This window comes from Streptomyces sp. NPDC049887, assembly GCF_040656535.1.
Taxonomy (GTDB): Bacteria; Actinomycetota; Actinomycetes; order Streptomycetales; family Streptomycetaceae; genus Streptomyces.
In genome coordinates, this window is record NZ_JBFAMM010000039.1 from 20,433 (window position 1) to 39,544 (window position 19,112).

Consider the following 19,112-nt stretch of genomic DNA (forward strand, 5'->3'; position numbering starts at 1 on the left):
CCAGACGGTTCGTGATGGGCCGCCACTCTGGAGGAGAGCACACAGAGATGCCCCAAGAACCCAGCACGGACGGGGCACGCCGTCCGGGGAATCCGACCCTGAGCCGCCACTGGAAACTGGCCGTGGTGGCAGCAGCCGGCATCGCCACCCTGGCCGGCGGGACCACCGTGATCAGCGGCCAGATGGTGACTGCCGAGACCGCCGACGCCAAGGCCCCAGCGCACCGGGCCGCTGCCGCCCCCGCCCGCAGCGGTGAGGGCGTCGGCGAACAGGAGTACTGGGCTGAGCATGCCGGCAATCCCGACTGGAAGCCCGGCACCGACGAGGACGACCGCAGCGGAGGGTCCACGGACGAGACCGGCTCGCACGGCGAGCACGCCGATTCCGACGAGCACGGCAAGAAGGGCCCGGACGGCCCGCACGAAGAAGACTCCGGCTCACGAGACCAGGACGACGCCGGCACCGACGACGAGGACGCCCGCGAAGAAGTGCCCTGTGATCCGAACGCGCTGATCGCGGCCATCACCGAGGCGAACAACAACGGCGGCGGAACGCTCAGCCTGGCCGAGAAATGCACCTACACCCTCACCGCCAACCAGGACAGCAACGGCCTGCCCGAAATCATCCAGCCCATCACCATCCACGGCAACGGCGCCACCATCGCCCGCGCCGCCAACGCCGACCCCTTCCGCTTCTTCCACGTTGAGGCCGGCGGCGATCTGAAACTCCGCCACCTCACCCTCACCCGCGGCGAAGCCGTTCTCGGAGGTGCGATCCTGGTCGAAGCGTCCGGCCGACTCGACCTTGACAAGGTCGCCCTCACCCAAAACAGCGCCACCGAAGGCGGAGCCATCCACAACGAGGGCATCGCCCACATCAGACACAGCACCCTCACCCGCAACGACGTTGGCGGTGGCATCGGTGGCGCCATCCGCAACCTCACCGGCACGGTGGATATCAGCACCACCGAAATCACCTACAACACTGGCGATGGTAGGGGTGGTGGCCTCCGCACTGATGGGGGAGCACTGAGAATCAACAAGAGCCTGATCAGTCACAACAGCAGCGGCCACTCCGGTGGCATTGACGCCGTCGGCATGGTGGAGATCGAACAGAGCGTTGTCAAGAACAACACTGCTTCGCTTACAGGTGGAGGGATCGGGGTGGCTGCAGTTCCCATGTACGTGCGCGAAAGCATCATCAGCGACAACACCGCCTCCGATAACGGCGGCGGCATCGCATTCTCGTCAATCGGGGTCGGGGACGGGGGCGCAGTGATCGAAGACAGCAGGATCGAGGACAACACCTCCCTCTCCGGCGATGGCGGCGGAATCCATGTCCAGGACGACAACGACGACGTAGCGATCCGCCGAAGCACGATCACCGGCAACCAGACCCCCGCTGGCACCGGCGCCGGCCTCTACATCAACGCCGGCACCGTCACACTCACCGACACCAAGGTGAAGAAGAACATCGCCGACACGGCGCCCGGTGGCGTCTACAACAACGGCACCCTCAACACCCACGGCAAGATCCGCATCGTCGACAACGTCCCCACCAACTGCACAGGAAGCCCCAGCCCCGTACCCGGCTGCTTCGGCTGACACGCGCCCCCAGGCAGCCCCGCACACACAGTGGGCACCGCCGCAACAGATACTGCTGGCTTACTGATCATTTCAGAACGAGATCGGCGTATTGGCTTGGCGGTTGGGTGTTGTGGAGGCAGGGGTCTGCCGGGTGTCTGACGAATTGTGCCTGATGACCTGTGGGAACGCACAGCCCCGCTGCTCCCGGCCAGGCCGCCGCGGCGCCGACGGCGTCCCGGTCGGTTGCCGGCGGATGACCATGCTGCCCTGCGCGGCTTCGTTTACGTCCTGCGCAAGTGCGTGAGCTGGTCGGATGTCCCGGCGGAGACGATCGGGTGCAGCGGTGTGACGTGCTGGCGGCGTCTGCGGGACTGGACCGAAGCCGGTGTCTGGCCCCGGCTCCACGAGGTCCTGCTTGCCGAGCCGAGGGCCGCCGGTTTGCTGGACATGGATGACGCGGCGGTCGACGGCTCTCACGTCAGAGCCCTCAAAGACATCTGAGGGGGTAAGAAGTCAAGCTGGCGGATGAAGCCGAGTTACCAGGGTCGGCCTGCTGCGCCATGGCGGCGTCCACTTGCGCGATCGACCAGGGTGAAGACTGTCAGGGCGACCGTCGACGCGGCCCCCTTGGCCAGGGCATCCGCCACGTACCGGCCCAGGCCCGACCCCAGGATGTCCACAAGCCCGAACAGCACGACAAACCCCGCGAGGCACGCCGCGACAGCGGCACGCCAGCAGCGGTGATACGCAAAGAACCATTGGGCGAGGCCAACGCCGATCAGGGGTGCAGGGGACAGCTGCTGCTCGTCGAGGGCGGCGAGCACTCCGTATCCCAGTCCGCTGACCGTCCAGCAGGCAGCGCTCACGAGGGCCGCCTTGCTCCAAGGCACGGGCCGCTTCACTTGTGCCGTCCGCGCCGTCCGCTGACGGCACCACCGACCCGACGGCGTACTCGCCACTGGGACACGCCTGCCGCGGTCACCGAGAAGATCAGGAGCGGTCCAGCAGCCCAATAGAGCACGGCCATCGGCCAGGCCAGCTCCTTGCCGGCCAGCATGGCCGTCATCTTGCCAGCCATACCGATACCGAGCAGCACATAGGCGAGCTCGCCGAGATCGGCGCCGCCGCCTCGGTCGGCTCCGTCGCTGACAGCTACGACAACGCGATGGCCGAGGCGCTCAACGGCACCTTCAAGGCCGAGCTGATCGAGATGCAAGGGCCGTGGCGGGACTTCGACCAGGTCGAGCGGGCGATCTTCCAGTGGGTCACCTGGTACAACGAGGAACGACTCCACTCCGCCCTCGACTACGTACCGCCCGCCGAGTACGAACGCGACTGGTGGCGACACCAGGAAGCCACCCCGCAGGCCGCCTGAAACAAGATCGCCGGACTCTACAAAACTCGGGACAGCTCACACAGACGTGATCACAACACCAGCCGCTACCCCGGCACGACCTCACGCTAACCACGCACGAGGTCGTTAGAGGCCGTTCTCCTTCCGAACCTCATGTGAGGTCTTCGCTGGTCAGGCATGAAGTAGCGGCTGCTGCGGGAGCCTGGGTTTGATGCCGGGCGAGATGTCGTGGAGGTGGCGGATGCCGTCGATGCGGGCGGTTCTGGAGACGCCGCAGAAAGCTGCAGCCACGCAGGTGAAGCAGCTCGAAGCCGAGCGGGAGCGGGTGCGGGCGGCTCTGGCGGACGCGGAAGGGGTGCACCGGCGCCGGGTGATCGGCTTGGAGCAGTATCTGGAGGCGCTGGCCGAGGAGAACGCACCCGCCGAAGTGGCCGGCGAGGTGCCGCGGAGGAAGCCTGTCGGGCCGCGCCGGGCGGTGCCTCACCGGCGACACGCGACCGGGGTGACGGAGCTGTCGCCGGACTACCAGGCGTTGATGGCCGCCGCAGTCGATGCGGGAGGCGACGGGCTCGGTGCCCGACGGGCAGCGGTGGTGCTGGGCTGGGACAGTCCGTCTCCCGCGTCGAAGGCGCGAGGGCCAGGCTGAAGCGGCTGGTGGAACGAGGCTGGCTGGTCGAGGCGAAACCGGGCAGGTTCAGGCCGCCCGCGCCGGAACAGGACCCTGCCCCGGGGCGGCCAGGCGGCGGCTCATGAGCATGGTCATCGACCACAGGATGACCATCTCGCTGGTGTCGGTGCGCTGCTCGTAGTCCCGCACGGCCCTCGGCATCGCGGACCGCCTCACGCAGCCGGTCGTGCAGCTCGGCCACAGGTCCCGCATCCCGCCAGCGGGCGAAGAAGGCATACACCCGTGGCCAGGGCGGGAAGTCCGACGGCATCGCCCGCCACTTGATGACGTTGTCGACGAGGTAGCGCACCGCGTCGACCATCTGCCGGTGGCAGTAGCCCTCCGGCCGTCCGCCCCGGCCCGCCGGCCATCCCGGAACCGGCAGCAGATCCCGCACCAGAGCCCACTCGGCATCACTCATGACCGAGCAGTACCGGGGCCGGCGCCCCGGCCGGTCGGCCGCGTTTCCGAACCTGTGGGCGAGGCAGTCACACCCAGGAGTGGACGGACTGGACCCGGCAACTGTGACCACGCGGCACTTCGACAACAGGGCCTCTTGCTTCTCGCTGGACTCGACATCCGCGAGCCACCAAGAGGCCCTTCCTTCATGTCCGCGCATCCGGCAACTCAGCCGAGCCGGCACCCTGTTCGAGGCCCGACCGACCACGCACACGGATAGAGAACAGCCAGTTAGACGCCTGAGGTGTCTATCAGGCGGTGGGAGGAGATGGCGCCGTGCAGGGTGGTGCCCAGCCCAACGTTGTGTCCCCCATCACTCGGCGCCTCGATCCACATTCGCGCGGCGGACTCTTTCCTCGTGCGGACCGTATGCGAGGTCGAACACGACCAGGACGCCGGTGCGACGGTCCCGGCCTTCCTCGGTGCCCCGTAACTGGCCATTGATGCGGCGGTCGCGGACGATCCCGGTGATCGCGGGGAGCACCGCGACTGCCAGTACGGCCAGAGTGATGAGGGTGTGGACGGCGGTGTCGAAGGTGTTGTTCATGGCTCCCATCCTGGGGATCGGCATGACTCGGCGGCAGTGGCAGGACTGTCGCCTGACATCGGATTCCGGACATATTCATGCGCTTATGAGGACCCGTCGACGGCAGCAGCGGCCACCACCAGGTCCTGCCATGACATGCCCACACTCTTGAAAAGCTTTGGCCTCAGGGGCCTGACGTTCACTGCACCGCATACGAGCTCGGACAAGTTGCCCGCGATCGCCTCAGTACCGATGTCACCGGAGCGCAAAGGGATCAGGATGTCGCCTGCCTCGCTCAGCGCCGCGGCGCGCGCTTCGACGACCACTGTGGCGCGGGCGACGAATTCGGTGTCCACCTCGCGGGCCGTCGGTTCGTGGGACCCGATGGCTGCGACCACTGTGTGGGATGCGATACCTGTGGCCGGGAACAGGGGCGTACGCGATGTCGTACAGCAGGCCACGATGTCGGCGGTCGCAACGGCTTCCGAGGGGACCGTCTCTGCGTCCAGGCCGGCCTTCCGGCAGCGCTCGACCAGATTCGCTGCCTGCTCCGGTCGACGCGTGACGACACCGACCGAGAGGATGGGGCGCACAGCCCGGATTGCCTCCACGTGGCCCCATGCCTGTGGTCCGGCTCCGAAGACGACCAGTCGTTCGGCATCCGGGACCGCCAGGTGGTCCACGGCCACGGCGGAAACCGCGGGAGTGCGCAGCAGGGTCAGGGCGGAGCCGTCGATCAGGGCTGTCGGGCGGAGCGTGGCCGCGTCCATCAGGAGGTAGGTGGCGATGATTCGTGGCTGCCCGCGGGCGGGGTTACGGGGTGCGACTCCAGCGATCTTCACTCCGGTGTAGGCGGATGTCGTGGAAGGCATCAGCAGCAGCTGGCCCGCGTCGACGTCGAGCACGGTGCGGGGGATGTCCGCTTCGGGGTCCAGCCCTGCGCGCAGGGCTTGTTCCACTGCTTGGATGGCTTGTGGCATGGGCAGGCGGCGCGCTAGTTCGTCGGCGTCGATCAGCGGCAGTGCTGTGGGGTTCACGCACTCAGTTCCTTCAGAATCTGTGAGGTCTTCTCCAGAGCGGCTGCCAGTTGGGCCGGTTCCTGCCCGTAGGTGAACCGCAGGTGGTGCTCGGTTCCGAAGTGGGCGCCGGCGCCGACCAGCACGCCGCCGCGGGCATGCAGTGCCTCGGCGACTTCGGTGCTGGACAGCTCCAGGTGGTAGCGGACGAAGGCCAGGGAGGTTGCCTGGGGCGGCACGGCCGACAGCAACTGGTCATGGGAGACGATCCACTGCTGCATCTGGGTCCAGCTCTCGCGGAGAAAGCCGCGGTAGCGATCCAGCAGCCGGGTGCGGGTGACGGGAGTGAGAGCCAGTTCCGCGAGGGTCATGGCCGGTCCGGCCGCCGAGACGGTGGTGTATTCGTGTCGTTGGCGAAGCTTCGGCGTGAGCGTGGGTGGTGCGATCAGCCAGCCGAGACGCAGACCTGGCATGCCGAATGCCTTGGAGAGGCTGCCTACGCACACGACTCGGTCGTACCGCCCCCAGAAAGTGGGACTGGCCTCCTCGGTGTGGAGTTCGGTGCCACGGTGCACTTCGTCGGAGAGGATCCATGCGCCTACGCGGTCCGCGATGGAGACGATCGCCCGTATCTCCTCCTCGGTGAGGATGGTGCCCGCCGGGTTGTTGGGGGTTGTCACCGAGATGGCTCGGGTGTCCGGGCGGACCACGTCTGCCAGCGCGTCGATATCGGGTCGCCAGCCACGCTGCGGGTCCAGTGGAAACTCGTCGACAACGGCGCCCTGGTTGAGGGCAGCACCCCAGACCTGACGGTAGCCGGGTGACATCGTCACCACATGGTCCCCAGGTCGGATAAGGGTCTCGACGGCGACCGTGTTGGCCTCTGCTGCCCCGACCGTGACGATGACCTGCGGGGCGTGGTCCGCGCTCCCGGTGTGCCACTGCGCTATCAGCGCGCGCAACTGCTCGGTGCCGCAGGTCGGGGGGTAGCTCAGCTCACTGTCGAGAAGTCGGCTCAGAGACTGTTCGCTGTCCACGAGGTCGCGCAGCCGGATCGGCCGACAGCCGCTGTCGGCCAGACTGTATGTGGCCGTGGCTCCCAGTCGCCCCTGCCATTCCAGCAGTTCGAACGGGGTGAAGGTCATGGATGTCCTCAGGGATTAGGCGGAATGCAGACGGCGGGGACGGCGCTACTCGGCGCTGTCCACCTTGGCCGGATCACGCTCGACGACCGGACCGAGGACGGAGTCGATGCGACGCATCAGCGCCGGCTCGATGCGGACGCCCGCGGCCTTCGCGCTCTCGCCTATCTGCTCCGGCCGGGAGGCTCCCACGATGGCCGCGGCGACGTTCGGGTTCTGCAGCGTCCAGGCGAGTGCGAGTTGTGCCTGGCTCAGGCCCAGCTCCTGAGCGATGGGGGTGAGCTGCTGCACCCTCTCCAGCACCTCGTCACGCAAGAAGGTCTTCACCCAGCCGGAACCCACCTCGTCCGTGGCCCGCGATCCCGTCGGCGGAGGTTGCCCGGGCCGGTACTTGCCGGTGAGCACACCTTGGGCGAGCGGCGACCAGACGATCTGGCCGACCCCCTCTCGTTCGCACAGGGGTACGATCTCCTCTTCGATGACACGCCAGAGCATCGAGTACTGAGGCTGGTTGGAGACGAACCGGTCCAGCCCCAGTTCGCCGGCGAGTTTCATGGCTCGTGCGATCTGGTCCGCGGTCCACTCCGAGACGCCGATGTAGAGGACTTTGCCCTGCCGGACAAGGTCGTCGAAGGTCTTGAGAGTCTCCTCCAGCGGTGTCCGGTGGTCGAAGCGATGCGCCTGGTACAGGTCGACGTAGTCGGTGCCGAGCCTCGTCAGCGAGCCGTTGATGGCCTCGGTGATGTGCTTGCGGGACAGGCCGCCGTCGTTCGGTCCGGGACCGGTCGGGAAGAACACCTTGGTGGAGATCACCAGGGACTCGCGACGCCGGCCTCTCAGTGCCTTGCCGAGTACGGTCTCGGCGGCAGTGCCCGCGTATACGTCGGCCGTGTCGAACGTGCTGATTCCGGCGTCCAGCGCCGCGTGGACGCACTGGACGGCCTGACCGTCGTCGATCTGGGCGCCGTGCGTTAGCCAGTTGCCGTAGGCGATCTCGCTGACCTGAAGTCCGCTACGACCCAGTCGCCTGAATTTCATCCGTAGTCCTCACTGCTGTCATCCTCGCGCTGAGGAAGGAGTGTGATCCGCACACGGTTGTCGTGGAAGACCGCTCCGCCGCCCATGTCCGCGTCCCGTTCGTCGACGGTGGCGTTCGGGCCGGAGCCGTCAGTCAGCTTGGGCCAGTGGCCCTTGGTCGTCATGGCGACGCCCGGGCGTACGACATCGTCGATCCTGGCCAGGGCCTCGAAAGCGCCTCGGCTGTTCGCCACCTGGACGCGGTCGCCGCTCGCGATGCCGCTCGCCGCGGCGTCCTTCGGGTGCAGCACGACAGACGGCGGGCCGGCCCGGCGACGCAACGCCGGCTTGTTCCCGAAGATGGTGTTGAGAAAGAAGTGGTTCGCAACGGAGAGGAGGACGAAGGGGAACGACTGTGCCAGTCGGGTGTCGTTCGTCTCGGTCGCCGGAACGTATCCGGCCACGGCGTCGAAACCGTCCGCTTGGGCGGCCTCTGAAAGGAATTCGAGTTTCCCGCTGCGGGTGGGGAATCCGTTCGCGAAGGGCACATGCCCCTTCGGGTAGGAGAGCCGCGCCCATCCTCTGTCGCGCAGTGTGTCCACGGTGATGCCGGCCAGGGACGGGTGCCGGGAGTCGAGGAGTTCGCCCGCCAGTTCCTCGTCGCTGGCGTACAGCGCCGGTTCCGTCAGTTTCATGGCCCGGGCCAGGCGCCGGAAGGTCTCGGTGGTGGACAGGCACTCCCCGGGCGGGGCCACCGCCGGTTCGTTCCAGGTGATGTAGAGATGGCCGTAGCCGTCGTGCACGTCCAGGTGCTCGGGCTGCATGGTGGCGGGCAGTACGATGTCCGCGTAGTCGGCGGTGTCGGTCTGGAAGTGATCCATGACCACCGTGAAGAGGTCTTCCCGGGCCAGGCCTTGGCGGATTCGGTTCTGATCGGGGGAACTGGCCAGCGGGTTGGCGCCGTAGACGATCAGTGCTTCCACAGGTGGATCGTCCGTCTCCAGCAGCCCTTCGGCCAGCCGCGTCATGGACAGGCTCCGAACGGGACGGCTCAGCAGGTCGTCCCGGTAGAGGGCCTCGCGGTTCCCGCCGAAGTAGCCGTCGGTCGAGTAGAGCAGACCGCCGCCCGGACGCCGCCAGTCCCCGGTCACGGCGGGCAGGCAGGCGAGGGCTCGCAGGGCTGTACCACCCCCGGCGTGACGCTGTATGCCCTGCGACACCCGGATGGCGGTGGGCCGGCTGCCGGCGATGCGCCGTCCGAGCCGGATGATCTCCTCCTCGGCCACCCCCGTCTCCTGTGCCGTGCGCCGCGGGGTGAACTCCAGCACTCTCTCCCGGAACGCTTCCCACCCCACGGTGAAGGTCTCCAGGTACTCGTGGTCCTCGGCACCCTCCTGGAGAACCATGTGCATGAGGCCCAGCGCGAGCGCCGCGTCCGTGCCCGGAAGGGGCGCGACGTGCTCGTCGGCCTGGGCCGCCGTACGGCTGCGGATCGGGTCGATGACGACGACATGTGCACCGTCGCGTCGCGCGCGCTGGATCACCTTCCACAGGTGGTGGTGAGTCGTGAGGGGATTGCTCCCCCACAGCAGGATCAGCCGGGAATACACCAGACTCTCCGGGTCGATCCCGGTACTGGTGCCGAGTGTGTACTGGAGTCCGGCGAGACCGGCGATCGAGCAGATCGTCATGTCGTGGCGCGAAGCGCCCAGTACGTTCCAGAGCCTGCTGCCGGCCCGCCCCTGGAGCCCCTGGAGAAAGCCGAGGGTTCCGGTTCCCTGGTACGGCCAGATCGCCTCTCCACCGTGACGTTCGATGGTTTCCGTCAGCCGCCGCGCGATCTCACCGAGGGCGCTGTCCCAGCTGGTGCGCTCGAACCGGCCGTCGCCCTTGCGGCCGATGCGCCGCAGCGGGTGCAGCAGCCGGTCGGGCGCGCGGGTGTGTTCCAGGAACTGGTTGACTTTCACGCACAAGGTGCCCCTGGTGTAGGGATGGTCCGGGGTGCCGCGCAGCGCGATGGCCTCACCGTCTTGGACCGTCACTTGCCAGCTGCAGCCGTCCGGGCAGTCCAGCGGGCATGCTCCGGCAACTTGCGTGACACTCATGTGCCCTCCCTTCCAGACGACTTTGGCGCTGCGCGCCGGGCGGCCAACTCCGTGCGCAGCGAGGACGAAAGAACGCCCCGCATCACCTCCCGCGCGGTTCCGGTCAGGCTCACCCGGCCGTCCCGTGCCACACTCACCTCGACTTCACCGCCGGGCATGCGCACTGTCACGTCCCGGCCGACAAAGCCGCGCGCGTGTGCCGCGGCCGCCGCGGCACACGCGCCGCTCCCCGAAGCGGGTACACGGCCCACGGCCCGCTCCCAGACCACCGCATCCAGCGTGTGGTCGTCGTGTACGCGTACGAACTCCACGTTGGTGCCTTCGGGATAGCGGGAATGCCAGGCCAGAGCGGGGCCCAGACGCTGAGCCAGTTCCCCGTCGATCCGGTCCCTGAACACGACGGTGTGCGGAACGCCGAGGTTCAGGTCGGTGACGGCGACCACCGTGTCCGGCCCCTCACCGGCGAGGGGGACAGCAACGCCACTGACGCCGCTGTCCCCGTCGCCCTCCATCGTGGTGAACTGCGGCAGCCCCATGCCCACGCGCACCAGGCCGTCGGCGAGATCCACGATCCGGACCTCCGCGTCGCCGCCTCGTGTCCGTATCGTGAACGGCTCGCCCGCACGCCACTGCTCGACGTGGTGCTCGGCGAGGTACAGGGCGAACATGCGCAGTCCGTTGCCGCTCATCCCGCACTCGCTGCCGTCCGCGTTGAAGATGCGCAGCAATACTGGGGTGCCGGGCCTGGGAGGCTCCAGCGGCCCGAGGAGCAGCCCGTCCGCCCCTACTCCGTAGTGTCGGTCGCAGAGCAGGCGGACGGCCTCGGGGGCGGGCTCGGGGCCAAGGGCCGTATCGCCGCATCGAGGTTCGACGAGCAGGTAGTCGTTGCCCAGCGCCTGGTACTTCACGAACTCAACCATGAGCTGACGGCTGCGTCGGGTCAGTTCTTCGGGCGGTTGGCAAGGGCCGCCTCGTCGTGCTCGTCGCCGTACCACTTGTCCTTCCAGCGGGAGAAGGCGACGATCACGATGTCCCGGTGGCCGGGCCCGCCGTCGGCGGAGGTCACGTCCGTGACATCGTGCTGCAGTGCCTTGTCGTCCAAGAGGACGGCCTGTCCGGCCGTCAGTGTGCCCGTCCAGAACGGCTCGTCGGCGCCCGGCTTCCACAGACGGGTCTCGCTTCCCCCCACGTTGTTCCGCCGCAGCACGGCGATCATGACGTACTCGTGCCCGTCGTGGTGCACACCCTCCGGAGTCAGCGGTCCGGGGCGCTGACCGTTGGCCCTGGTGCGGTTCTGGTGGACGTTGATCTGCCAGTCCTCGCCGCGGTCCAGATCCATCGCGTCCGCACCGAGTGTGATCATCGGGGTGAAGTCGGCGAGGATGGTCTCGTACGTGCGGCGAATGCCACCACCCACCTTGTTGAACTGCTTGTACGTGGTGTAGTCACGCTGCGGCAGCTTCTCGTAGAGCCAGCCCGTGTCGCGTCCGGGTTCCGGCGTGAGCCGATACTGGGCGAACCGTTTGAAACGCGTGCCGTTGCCCATGTACGGGTCGAGCGGCAGGTCTTCGTAGCTCTGGAGCATCTCCGGCGCAGCCGGAGGGAGATCGATGATCGAGAATCCTTGAGGGCCGAGTGCCATGACGCGGAGCCTTTCCTGTCAGACCGGTCAGTGAGCGGCGAGATCGGGCATGCGTTCGTCGAGGTAGCGGGCCGAGGAGTTGAGCCGCCACAGTGTTCCTCGGGCGATCGCGCGCCGCATGCGCTCCGACTCGGCAGCCGGGACGACCACGTTGTGGAACCAGCCGGCCGCGTGTCGCGAATCGATGGTGATGTGCAGCTTGTGGTACACGATGCCGACGTCGGGCAGTCCGAGCCGCTCCCAGGCGTGCACGACCTGCACGAAGCGGTCGGGCGCCAGCCACTCGGTCATGCCCAGGAATCCGACGGCCTCCGGGTACAGCTGCCGGTAACGGCAGAGAAGCACGGCGAGATTTCCGGACAGAAGCGCGTTGGCGGTGAGTGACTGCTCCAGCTCTTCGGCGGGAATTTCGAAGACCCGGAAGATCTGGTTGAAGAGATGGGTGTGGACCTGTGACGGGTCGCCGTTTCCCATCTCGTCCCAGAAGTTCTCGGCTATCTCCATCTTCGCGGCGCCGCTGGTGCCGACCTGCATCATGGCGAGAAGATCGTCGAATCGCCCGTCGACGACCGATTCCTGGATCACATAGTTCCGCAGGTCGTCTTCCGTTGCCTGATTTCGGATGAACTCCCGGTAGTACGGGTGCTTGTAGACCCGGTGTTCACGGGCGAGTTTCTTCAGCCACGAGAGGAACGCGGAGGGTTCCGTCGGAGCGGCGTCGAGTATGCCGGGCTCCAGCATGGCGTCTTCACTGGCCATGGTGGCTTGTTCGAGTAGACGGAGTACCTCTTGAACGACCACGGAACCTTCGGCGGTAGGCGCCTCGGGGAGTTGCGTCGAGAGCCCGTAGATACGGGAGAGCAGCAGCTGCTGGCCGTAGAAGGCTCCCTTATCACCGGCTGCGGACCGTGCGTTGAGTTCGCCGACGGCTTTCCGGAGATCCGCCCGCTCACCAGTGGTGAGTGACGCGTCGAGATCCTGCGCGGAACGATTCAGCAGCGAGGATATCTCCTCAACCACCGGATCGACCTCCACGCCCGTTTTCTGATCGAGTAAGTGAGCTCCTGTGCCCACACCGCCTCCTGTCCTATGCCTACTCTCCATGCCAGCGGCATGACCGCATGGCTACCCGCAGCACGCTAACGCCTCCGTCGATCAAGGAGCCACAATGCATCGAGAGTTGACGTAATGAGAGGTCTTGACAGATCTGGTACATGGATGCGTGCCCACTGAATGTGGATGGCGTGATGTGGATCATTCGCTATCGGTCGCAATGGCGGGCGACGGCCTCAACGGTCGTCGCCCGCCGTGTGCACGGCGCTTGGGTGTCAGTCCTTCGTCGGCACGGCCGGACGCGACATACTCCGACCGTGGTCAGCACCTGGGCCGGACGTCCTTCGGGAAGCCGCTCGACCAACCCCCTCGTCAGCGGCGAGGAAGAGAACCGCGAACAGCAGCAGAGCCGTGCCGGTGAGGACGATCGAGTTGAGCCGCTCATCGAAGACCAGGATGCCGATGACCGCCGCGGTGAGCGGCTCGACCAGGGCGACCACGGACGCCGTGGTCGCCCGTACGGCGCCGAGGCCGGCGAAGAACAACGTGTACGCCAGCGCTGTGGGCGCAGCCCCCAGATAGAGGATCAGGCCCAGGGTCCATACCGGTCGCTCCATGACGGGCAGCAGGCCCTCCAGCAGAGCCATCGGCAGAAGGCAGACCGTGCCGACCGCGAAACCGGTGACCGTGGACTCGAACGCGCCACCGGAGTTCTCCCGGCCGGAGAAGCGGCCCAGCAACGTCACCCCCGCGTATCCGGCGGCGGAGAGCAGCGCGTATCCGATGCCCAGGAGCGGAGCCGGACCAGTGCTCCCATCAGCGCCCCCCATCAGCAGCACCAGACCGAGGACGCCGCTCGCCACCGCGGCGGTTCCGGCGACGCCTGTGCGCTCGCCCAGCGTGAGCCGGGCTCCGACCGCGACCAGCACCGGACCCGAGCCCAGGGTCACCACCGTGGCCACGGTCAGCCCGGCCTGCTGCACGGAGGCGAAATAGGCCGTCTGGTACACCGCCAGCCCGAAGCCGGTGATCAGGGCCCGCCGCGGGTTCGCCGCGAACGTCGCGCGCAGCGACAGCGCCGTCTTGGGCCGCCGAGACCGTCGCACGAGGTGAGCTGCCAGAAGGAGCGCAAGTCCGGTCAGGAACCGCCAGAAGGAAACAGAGATGGGGCCGATTCCGCCGACGTCGTACAGTTCGGCGGCCACCGCGCCGCCAGTGCCCCATGCTGTGGCCGCAATCGCGACGTAGAGAACACCCTGCCGAACGGGCAGGGCAGAAGAGGACTGCAACTGAGGTCTCCTCGATTGATTGCCATCACGATGTCTCCGTGGGCAACCCGCGCAGCCACCCCGGGAGCCCGGGATGGCTCTGCATGACTGCCCGCCTTAAGCGGCGGGCGGCGGAGGCGTCAGGAACAGTTGCATGTGATCACCTTACCCGACAATGGGTAGGCGTCCCAGCATGGGCCGGGACCTGTCCATCCGCTCGGGGACAGGTCCCCTCGTGTGACCGGCGCATTCTTCGCGCACCGTCAGAGGCCATCCGCAGGAAGACGAAGCGCACTGTCGTACGGGCCGGGCGGGATGTGGAGCGTGGCGGTGTCGTAGTCGCCGAGGCGCAAAATCGCGGCACAGCAGACCCTGTGGGATCTCATGGCCCACCCCTACCAGAACCCGCTGTGGGCTGCCACCTATTTGGTCAACGGCGTTGCTCGGACGATGGCTTCGACTACTTCCGCGGCTGGCTGATCGCACTAGTACTGCACCGGTCTTTTGAGTGACGGTGGGGTGACTGGCGCATTGTGCTGGTCATGGGGTGGGAGAGTGTGCGGGCGGGTGCCCGGGGAGTGGTCGGCGGAGCTGGTCGAGCTGCATGAGCGGTTCCTGCATCGGTTCGCCAGGGCTGAGCCGCGTGAGTCGGCGCTGGCTTACTGATCGTTTCGGAATGATCTCCGGAGTCGGCGTAGGCAGATGATGCTGGCCGCCAGTTCCAGCAGGCCGTGGTGGAGGCCAGTGCGACGCTCGTAGCTGATGCGGAGTCGCTTGAACTGGCGGAGCCAGGCGAAGGTGCGCTCGACCACCCAGCGCGTCTTGCCGAGTCCGGAGCCGTGAGCGGTGCCGCGACGCGCGATCTGCAGCTTGATCCCTCGCTTCCACAGCAGGCGGCGGTACTTGTCGAAGTCGTGGCCGCGGTCCGCGAACAGCCGCTTGGGCCTGCTGCGGGGCCGTCCGCGCAGGCCCCGGATACGGGTATCGCGTCCAGGAGCGGGATCAACTGCGTGACGTCGTGGCGGTTTCCGCCGGTGAGCGACACCGCCAGTGGGGTGCCGAACCGGTCCACGATCACGTGGTGCTTGGACCCTGGCCTGGCCCGATCGACGGGCGAGGGACCGACATGCTCCCCCCTTTGAGCGCCCTGACGTAGGAGCCGTCGATCGCGCAATCGTCCATGTTCAAGCCACCGTTGGCCCTCAGCTCGGTGAGCAGTGCTTCGTGCAGGCGCCGCCAGACGCCGGCTTCGGTCCAGTCCCGCAGTCGGCGCCAGTTGGTCACGCCGGAGCATCCAACCAGTCGGGCCGGCACGTCCCGATAGGCGACGCCCTTGCGCAGCACGTAGACGATGCCTGCCAGCGCCGCCCGGTCCGATACCGGCAGCCGTCCAGGGTGCCGGTGCCGTCGGGTCGGCCGAGGGGGAAGCAGTGGGGCTGTACGCTCCCACAGGTCAGCAGACAGGCGCGACAGAGTCTGCCGAAGCCTCCCGTCAGATGCCAACGGAGCCACCAGGGTGGGCTGGTCAAACGGTCGGGACTCCGTCCGCCTCAGCGCCAGCCACCGAGTCGCGGTTCCGAGTACTCACCGAACACCCCGTCGTAGGTGTCCCCGTCGTCGGTGGCAACCACGTAGTGAGGCTCGGTTCTGGAGGCGGCCTCATGCAGGCGGACGACAAGGTCGGGAACAGGAACGACACGCAGCGACAGTGCCGAAGCCACCCGGGCGCGCTCCTCGGCGAACTCCGGATTGTCCCTCACCAGGTACCTCTCAAGGTGCTGGGCGGAAGCCAGCATGACCTCCAGGTCTCCCCCGCCGGAGAAGCCCAGGCAGTCCCGCCACTGCAACCCGACGATGATCTCCAGCGCTCCCGCCAGGTCATCGGCGATCAGCCCGCTGACCCCGTCGGAGCTCGCGAACACGACCGGTCGGCGGCCGCCTTCCTCGGCACAGAGGAAGTACGCCCCACCGGTGAAATCCCCAGCGATCGGCTCCAGCGACGCGCCAGAGGCAAGCCCCAGGCCATCACCGCACTCGCTCCGCTCGACATCGAACTCGAAGGATGTCCGCAGCAGCCCGCGGACATCCGGCGCGCTCCGGATCAGATCGAGCAGGTGGTCGCTTGAGGCCATGACCTCGACGATAGCGAGGTCCACTGACGGGCAAGGCCCGGGCCCGCCCCACGATGTCCCCCGCGGACGACCAGTCTGCAACCGCCGCAGCAGCTCATTCTGAAACGATCAGTTATATGCGGGGGCTGGTCGCTCCGTTGGAGCGGAAAGGCTGGACGCTTGCCGAGGAGGCCGGTCATGCAGGTCCGGACCGGATCCACCGGCTGCTGATTCGGATCGAGTGGGACGCGGACGAGGTCCTGGACGACGTGCGCGACTACGTGGTCAGGATCTTGTCCGCGATCGCTCGTCGGACCATCGCCTTCGCCATTTGTCCGTCATGTCCCCGGCCCACACCTGGTCGGGTGCGGTGGCGCTGAAGTCGCGGCGCACAAAGTCCGCAAACGCGGGCCGGTTGCCCGGCCTGGTCAGCCCCCGGCGCCTTCGGATCTTGCGTCCGGCCAGGCCGAGTTCGGCCATGAGCTTGGCGACGGTGTTCACCGACACTTTCCAACCCTGGCGCACGAGCGTGATCCAGACCTTCGGGGAACCATACGTGCCGCCCGACTCATCGAAGATCTGCTGGATCGCGTCGGCCAGTTTCCCTCGCCGCACCTCGCGGGCGGTGACGGGCTGATGGCGCCATTTGTCGGTGCGCGTCTCGTAGTCGCGAGCCAGACGGCGCGAGCGCATCAGCCACGCGAACGTCCGCTCCACCAGCCACCTCTTGCGCAGCACGGTGAACCCGGTCACGTCGTCGCTGCGTTTGACCACCGTCAGCGCGATCCGCAGGACGTCGCGGGCGAGGTCGACCAGGTGCCCGGTGTAGCCGCCGTCGGCCCACACCGGGTGATGCGCCAGTACCGCTCGCGTACGCGGGCCAGCAGCGTCCGCCCCGCGTCCCGGTCGGGGACCGAGGCCGCGGTGACCATCACGGTCAGCAGCAGCCCGAGGGCATCCACGATGATGTGCCGCTTGCGGCCGGTGCCCTTCTTCCCTCCGTCGAAGCCCCTGCTCACGGCCGGCACCGACGCAGCCCCCTTCACCGACTGCGCGTCGATGATCCCCTCGGTCGGCTCCGGATCCCGGCCCGCCGCCTCGCGGACCCGGTCCCGCAGCCGGTCATGGAACTCGGCGACCAGGCCCTTGTCCTGCCAGCGCCGGAACAACGCGTAGACGCGGTCCCACGCGGGGAAGTCCGCGGGCATCGCCCGCCAGGTGATGCCGCCCGCGACCAGGTAGCGCACGGCGTCGACCATCTGCCGGTGGCAGTAATTCGTCCCGTGTGACCGCCCCCTTTGGGCTCGGGTGATCGGCCCGGATCACCGCCAGGAGTGCGGCGGCGAGCATCGCCAGCGTTATGTGTCGATACCAGGCCGGCCACTTGCGGACCTCCTACCTGTCCAAGCCACACTCGTTCTTCGCGGTCTCGAAGCACTCCTCGACAGACCAGCGCGCACCCACCGCGGCCACCACCTCCGCCAGCACCGTCGTCACCGGCGCGTGGACGAGGAAGAACGCGATCTCGGCTGGATCAGCGATGGAACGTCGCACCAGCAACAGGTGCTCGAAGCCCGCAGCCGGTGCGGCCAGCGCCGCACCCCGTCGGGTCGAGTGCCGCACCCCCACCTCGACGGTCGCCCATTCATAGCGCCGCATCCCCTTGGAACCCTGACCACAACTACGCCGCTCCCACACCTCATGGGGGATCCGGGGCAGCAGGGTGCGAACCCGCGCGGAGCGGCCGCCCGCCGTGACTTTGAAGTGCGACGGGACCGCCATCGCATATCGCAGGGACTTCGCCTCGCACCACTCCCGCAGACCCGGATGCTCACCGTAGACCGCATCCGCGGCCACCCACGCGAATGGAACACCGGCCGCCAGCGCACGGGCCAGCATGCGACGGCCCAGCTCCGGCTTGGAGGCGAAGCCCACCTCCTCGGGCACCGCCGCGTCCTTGCGCCGGCCCGCGTCGCGCACCCACGACTCGTCCGGTAGGTACAACTCCCGGTCGATCAGCACCCGCCCGCGCGAGGACGCGTAGCCCAAGAACACCCCCACCTGGCAGTTCTCAATCCGCCCCGCCGTGCCCGTGTACTGCCGCTGAACGCCCGCCGACCGGCTGCCCTTCTTCGAGAACCCCGTCTCGTCCAGGACCAGCACCGCCTCGGGCTCGCCCAGACGCTCGACCACGTAGGACAGCACTACATCGCGGACCTCGTCAGCATCCCAGCGGGCGGCCCCCCAGCAGCCGCTGTGTCGACCAAGGCGTCGCGGCACCGGCCTGCTCATCCAGCTGCCACCCGTTCTTGCGCGGCACGTCCGCCAGCAACCCCCTCACATAGGCGACCGCCGTCGCCCGCGGCTCCGACCGCTCGAAACACCCAGCGATCGGCGTCCCCAGACCCGCCAGCTCCGCACCCCAAAGCTCCACCTGATCCGAAGTCACCACACGACGATCATTGCAGGCAGGATGACCCACGCGGCAAGGGCCGCCGCGGCACCAGGGAGACCCGCATGGCTGACTACTATCCGTACCGAATCGCGACCAGGAGAGCGGACCTGACGCTGATCTGGCGACCCGGGGAGGGCGATGCCCATGATGAGCTCGTCGTTGACGACCTCGGACGGCTCCTTGCGTTCCACGACCGCAAGACGCTGCAGGAATACTGCGATCGCGACGGGTGGGAGCTCGTCTGGGAGGGCGAAGCCACTCTCGATCTGGACGTCGTACGGCAGTGGGTCGAGCACCCCGACCATGACTTGGTCACGGCAGGACTGCTGCTAGAAGCATGGAACTTCCTCGAAGACCTCTCCCACAGCCTGAAGACCGGCCCGTCCCTCCCCTCCCAAGGGCCGATCCACGACAGCGCCTACGAAAAGATCTTCGGTGGCGAAGCTCTCGAACCGACCGCTGGCAAGGAAGCCTGGACGGAAGAGGAGACCGCGGCCGTGCGCGAACTCCTCCGCGCGGGGCTGGACCTCTGGGATCAGGCCGTCCATGGTTTCGGAACCGGCTGATGGAACCTACGAGCCTTCCGCGCGCTCCCAGTTCAAGTGCCGCTGTAGTACTAGATGAATGAGTCCGATGTGTGTGCTGGTCGCGACCATGGCGAAGGGCGCCCGTTGGTCAGTGTGTGAAGACAAACCTGGACGCCCTTCTGGC

At 67.5% G+C, this 19,112-nt stretch carries 18 protein-coding genes and 7 pseudogenes; 7 read left to right on the forward strand and 18 right to left on the reverse strand.

The features are described from left to right. Positions 1 to 47 precede the first annotated feature (47 nt). Both AB0J10_RS31090 and AB0J10_RS31095 read left to right on the forward strand, forming a co-directional pair. Entirely contained in the window at positions 48 to 1,604 is a 1,557-nt protein-coding gene (locus AB0J10_RS31090; RefSeq protein WP_363066342.1) for a right-handed parallel beta-helix repeat-containing protein, read from the forward strand. Between the two features lie 144 nt (positions 1,605 to 1,748). Further along, a pseudogene (locus tag AB0J10_RS31095) lies at positions 1,749 to 2,078 on the forward strand (transposase); the annotation flags it as partial. A gap of 44 nt (positions 2,079 to 2,122) precedes the next feature. Here the strand turns inward: AB0J10_RS31095 and AB0J10_RS31100 are convergent. Both AB0J10_RS31100 and AB0J10_RS31105 read right to left on the reverse strand, forming a co-directional pair. Continuing rightward, on the reverse strand, positions 2,123 to 2,452 hold the full coding sequence (locus AB0J10_RS31100) for a hypothetical protein (RefSeq protein ID WP_363066344.1): 330 nt from the start codon (positions 2,450 to 2,452) through the stop codon (positions 2,123 to 2,125). Positions 2,453 to 2,484: 32 nt separating this feature from the next. Then, positions 2,485 to 2,664 carry a hypothetical protein gene (locus AB0J10_RS31105; protein WP_363066374.1) on the reverse strand — a complete coding sequence of 60 codons (180 nt, stop codon included), beginning with the start codon at positions 2,662 to 2,664 and terminating at the stop codon, positions 2,485 to 2,487. Positions 2,665 to 2,700: 36 nt separating this feature from the next. On the opposite strand from AB0J10_RS31105, the gene AB0J10_RS31110 reads away from it, so the two are divergent. Both AB0J10_RS31110 and AB0J10_RS31115 read left to right on the forward strand, forming a co-directional pair. Beyond that, positions 2,701 to 2,961 carry an integrase core domain-containing protein gene (locus AB0J10_RS31110; protein WP_363066372.1) on the forward strand — a complete coding sequence of 87 codons (261 nt, stop codon included), beginning with the start codon at positions 2,701 to 2,703 and terminating at the stop codon, positions 2,959 to 2,961. A 229-nt stretch (positions 2,962 to 3,190) separates the two neighbouring features. Then, positions 3,191 to 3,693, forward strand: a pseudogene (locus AB0J10_RS31115) (hypothetical protein). On the opposite strand, the gene AB0J10_RS31120 reads toward AB0J10_RS31115, so the two are convergent. From AB0J10_RS31120 to AB0J10_RS31170, 11 genes and pseudogenes are all read right to left on the reverse strand, one after another. Beyond that, positions 3,635 to 3,769 (reverse strand): hypothetical protein, encoded by a 135-nt coding sequence (locus AB0J10_RS31120; protein ID WP_363066376.1) that lies wholly within the window; start codon positions 3,767 to 3,769, stop codon positions 3,635 to 3,637. The pseudogene AB0J10_RS31115 and the gene AB0J10_RS31120 overlap by 59 nt on opposite strands. 85 nt (positions 3,770 to 3,854) lie before the next feature. Continuing rightward, positions 3,855 to 4,226, reverse strand: a pseudogene (locus AB0J10_RS31125) (transposase); the annotation flags it as partial. Between the two features lie 153 nt (positions 4,227 to 4,379). After that, positions 4,380 to 4,613, reverse strand: coding sequence for a hypothetical protein (locus tag AB0J10_RS31130; RefSeq protein ID WP_363066346.1), 234 nt, complete (start codon positions 4,611 to 4,613; stop codon positions 4,380 to 4,382). Between the two features lie 83 nt (positions 4,614 to 4,696). After that, positions 4,697 to 5,629 (reverse strand): ornithine cyclodeaminase family protein, encoded by a 933-nt coding sequence (locus AB0J10_RS31135; RefSeq protein ID WP_363066348.1) that lies wholly within the window; start codon positions 5,627 to 5,629, stop codon positions 4,697 to 4,699. Beyond that, entirely contained in the window at positions 5,626 to 6,753 is a 1,128-nt protein-coding gene (locus AB0J10_RS31140; RefSeq protein ID WP_363066350.1) for an aminotransferase class I/II-fold pyridoxal phosphate-dependent enzyme, read from the reverse strand. The genes AB0J10_RS31135 and AB0J10_RS31140 overlap by 4 nt, the downstream gene beginning before the upstream one ends. A gap of 45 nt (positions 6,754 to 6,798) precedes the next feature. After that, complete coding sequence (locus tag AB0J10_RS31145) at positions 6,799 to 7,788, reverse strand: aldo/keto reductase family protein (RefSeq protein ID WP_363066352.1); 990 nt, start codon at positions 7,786 to 7,788, stop codon at positions 6,799 to 6,801. Next, a complete protein-coding gene (locus tag AB0J10_RS31150; protein ID WP_363066354.1) occupies positions 7,785 to 9,872 on the reverse strand; it encodes a molybdopterin-dependent oxidoreductase in 2,088 nt (695 codons plus the stop codon). The genes AB0J10_RS31145 and AB0J10_RS31150 overlap by 4 nt, the downstream gene beginning before the upstream one ends. Further along, a complete protein-coding gene (gene dapF, locus AB0J10_RS31155; RefSeq protein ID WP_363066356.1) occupies positions 9,869 to 10,792 on the reverse strand; it encodes a diaminopimelate epimerase in 924 nt (307 codons plus the stop codon). Before dapF ends, AB0J10_RS31150 begins: the two co-directional genes overlap by 4 nt. Positions 10,793 to 10,812: 20 nt before the next feature. Beyond that, entirely contained in the window at positions 10,813 to 11,514 is a 702-nt protein-coding gene (locus AB0J10_RS31160) for a 2OG-Fe dioxygenase family protein (RefSeq protein ID WP_363066358.1), read from the reverse strand. A gap of 27 nt (positions 11,515 to 11,541) precedes the next feature. Next, complete coding sequence (locus AB0J10_RS31165; RefSeq protein WP_363066360.1) at positions 11,542 to 12,534, reverse strand: iron-containing redox enzyme family protein; 993 nt, start codon at positions 12,532 to 12,534, stop codon at positions 11,542 to 11,544. Between the two features lie 308 nt (positions 12,535 to 12,842). After that, entirely contained in the window at positions 12,843 to 13,856 is a 1,014-nt protein-coding gene (locus tag AB0J10_RS31170; RefSeq protein WP_363066362.1) for an EamA family transporter, read from the reverse strand. Between the two features lie 333 nt (positions 13,857 to 14,189). Between AB0J10_RS31170 and AB0J10_RS31175 the strand changes: the two are divergent. Then, positions 14,190 to 14,320, forward strand: a pseudogene (locus AB0J10_RS31175) (DUF4240 domain-containing protein); the annotation flags it as partial. 174 nt (positions 14,321 to 14,494) lie between these two features. On the opposite strand, the pseudogene AB0J10_RS31180 reads toward AB0J10_RS31175, so the two are convergent. Together AB0J10_RS31180 and AB0J10_RS31185 are read right to left on the reverse strand one after the other, a co-directional pair. Then, positions 14,495 to 15,308: pseudogene (locus AB0J10_RS31180) on the reverse strand (IS5 family transposase). A 77-nt stretch (positions 15,309 to 15,385) separates the two neighbouring features. Then, a complete protein-coding gene (locus AB0J10_RS31185) occupies positions 15,386 to 15,967 on the reverse strand; it encodes a hypothetical protein (RefSeq protein WP_363066364.1) in 582 nt (193 codons plus the stop codon). A gap of 107 nt (positions 15,968 to 16,074) precedes the next feature. On the opposite strand from AB0J10_RS31185, the pseudogene AB0J10_RS31190 reads away from it, so the two are divergent. Then, positions 16,075 to 16,233: pseudogene (locus AB0J10_RS31190) on the forward strand (IS701 family transposase); the annotation flags it as partial. On the opposite strand, the gene AB0J10_RS31195 reads toward AB0J10_RS31190, so the two are convergent. The 3 genes and pseudogenes from AB0J10_RS31195 to AB0J10_RS31205 all read right to left on the reverse strand — a co-directional run. Beyond that, positions 16,232 to 16,792: an IS3 family transposase gene (locus tag AB0J10_RS31195; RefSeq protein WP_363066366.1), complete on the reverse strand. Its 561-nt coding sequence runs from the start codon at positions 16,790 to 16,792 to the stop codon at positions 16,232 to 16,234. The pseudogene AB0J10_RS31190 and the gene AB0J10_RS31195 sit on opposite strands and share 2 nt — an antisense overlap. Next, positions 16,723 to 17,205, reverse strand: a complete 483-nt coding sequence (locus AB0J10_RS31200; protein ID WP_363066368.1) for a transposase — start codon at positions 17,203 to 17,205, stop codon at positions 16,723 to 16,725. Before AB0J10_RS31200 ends, AB0J10_RS31195 begins: the two co-directional genes overlap by 70 nt. 67 nt (positions 17,206 to 17,272) lie before the next feature. After that, positions 17,273 to 18,380 (reverse strand): annotated as a pseudogene (locus tag AB0J10_RS31205) (IS701 family transposase); the annotation flags it as partial. An 83-nt stretch (positions 18,381 to 18,463) separates the two neighbouring features. On the opposite strand from AB0J10_RS31205, the gene AB0J10_RS31210 reads away from it, so the two are divergent. After that, positions 18,464 to 18,967, forward strand: a complete 504-nt coding sequence (locus AB0J10_RS31210) for a hypothetical protein (RefSeq protein WP_363066370.1) — start codon at positions 18,464 to 18,466, stop codon at positions 18,965 to 18,967. Positions 18,968 to 19,112: the final 145 nt, after the last annotated feature.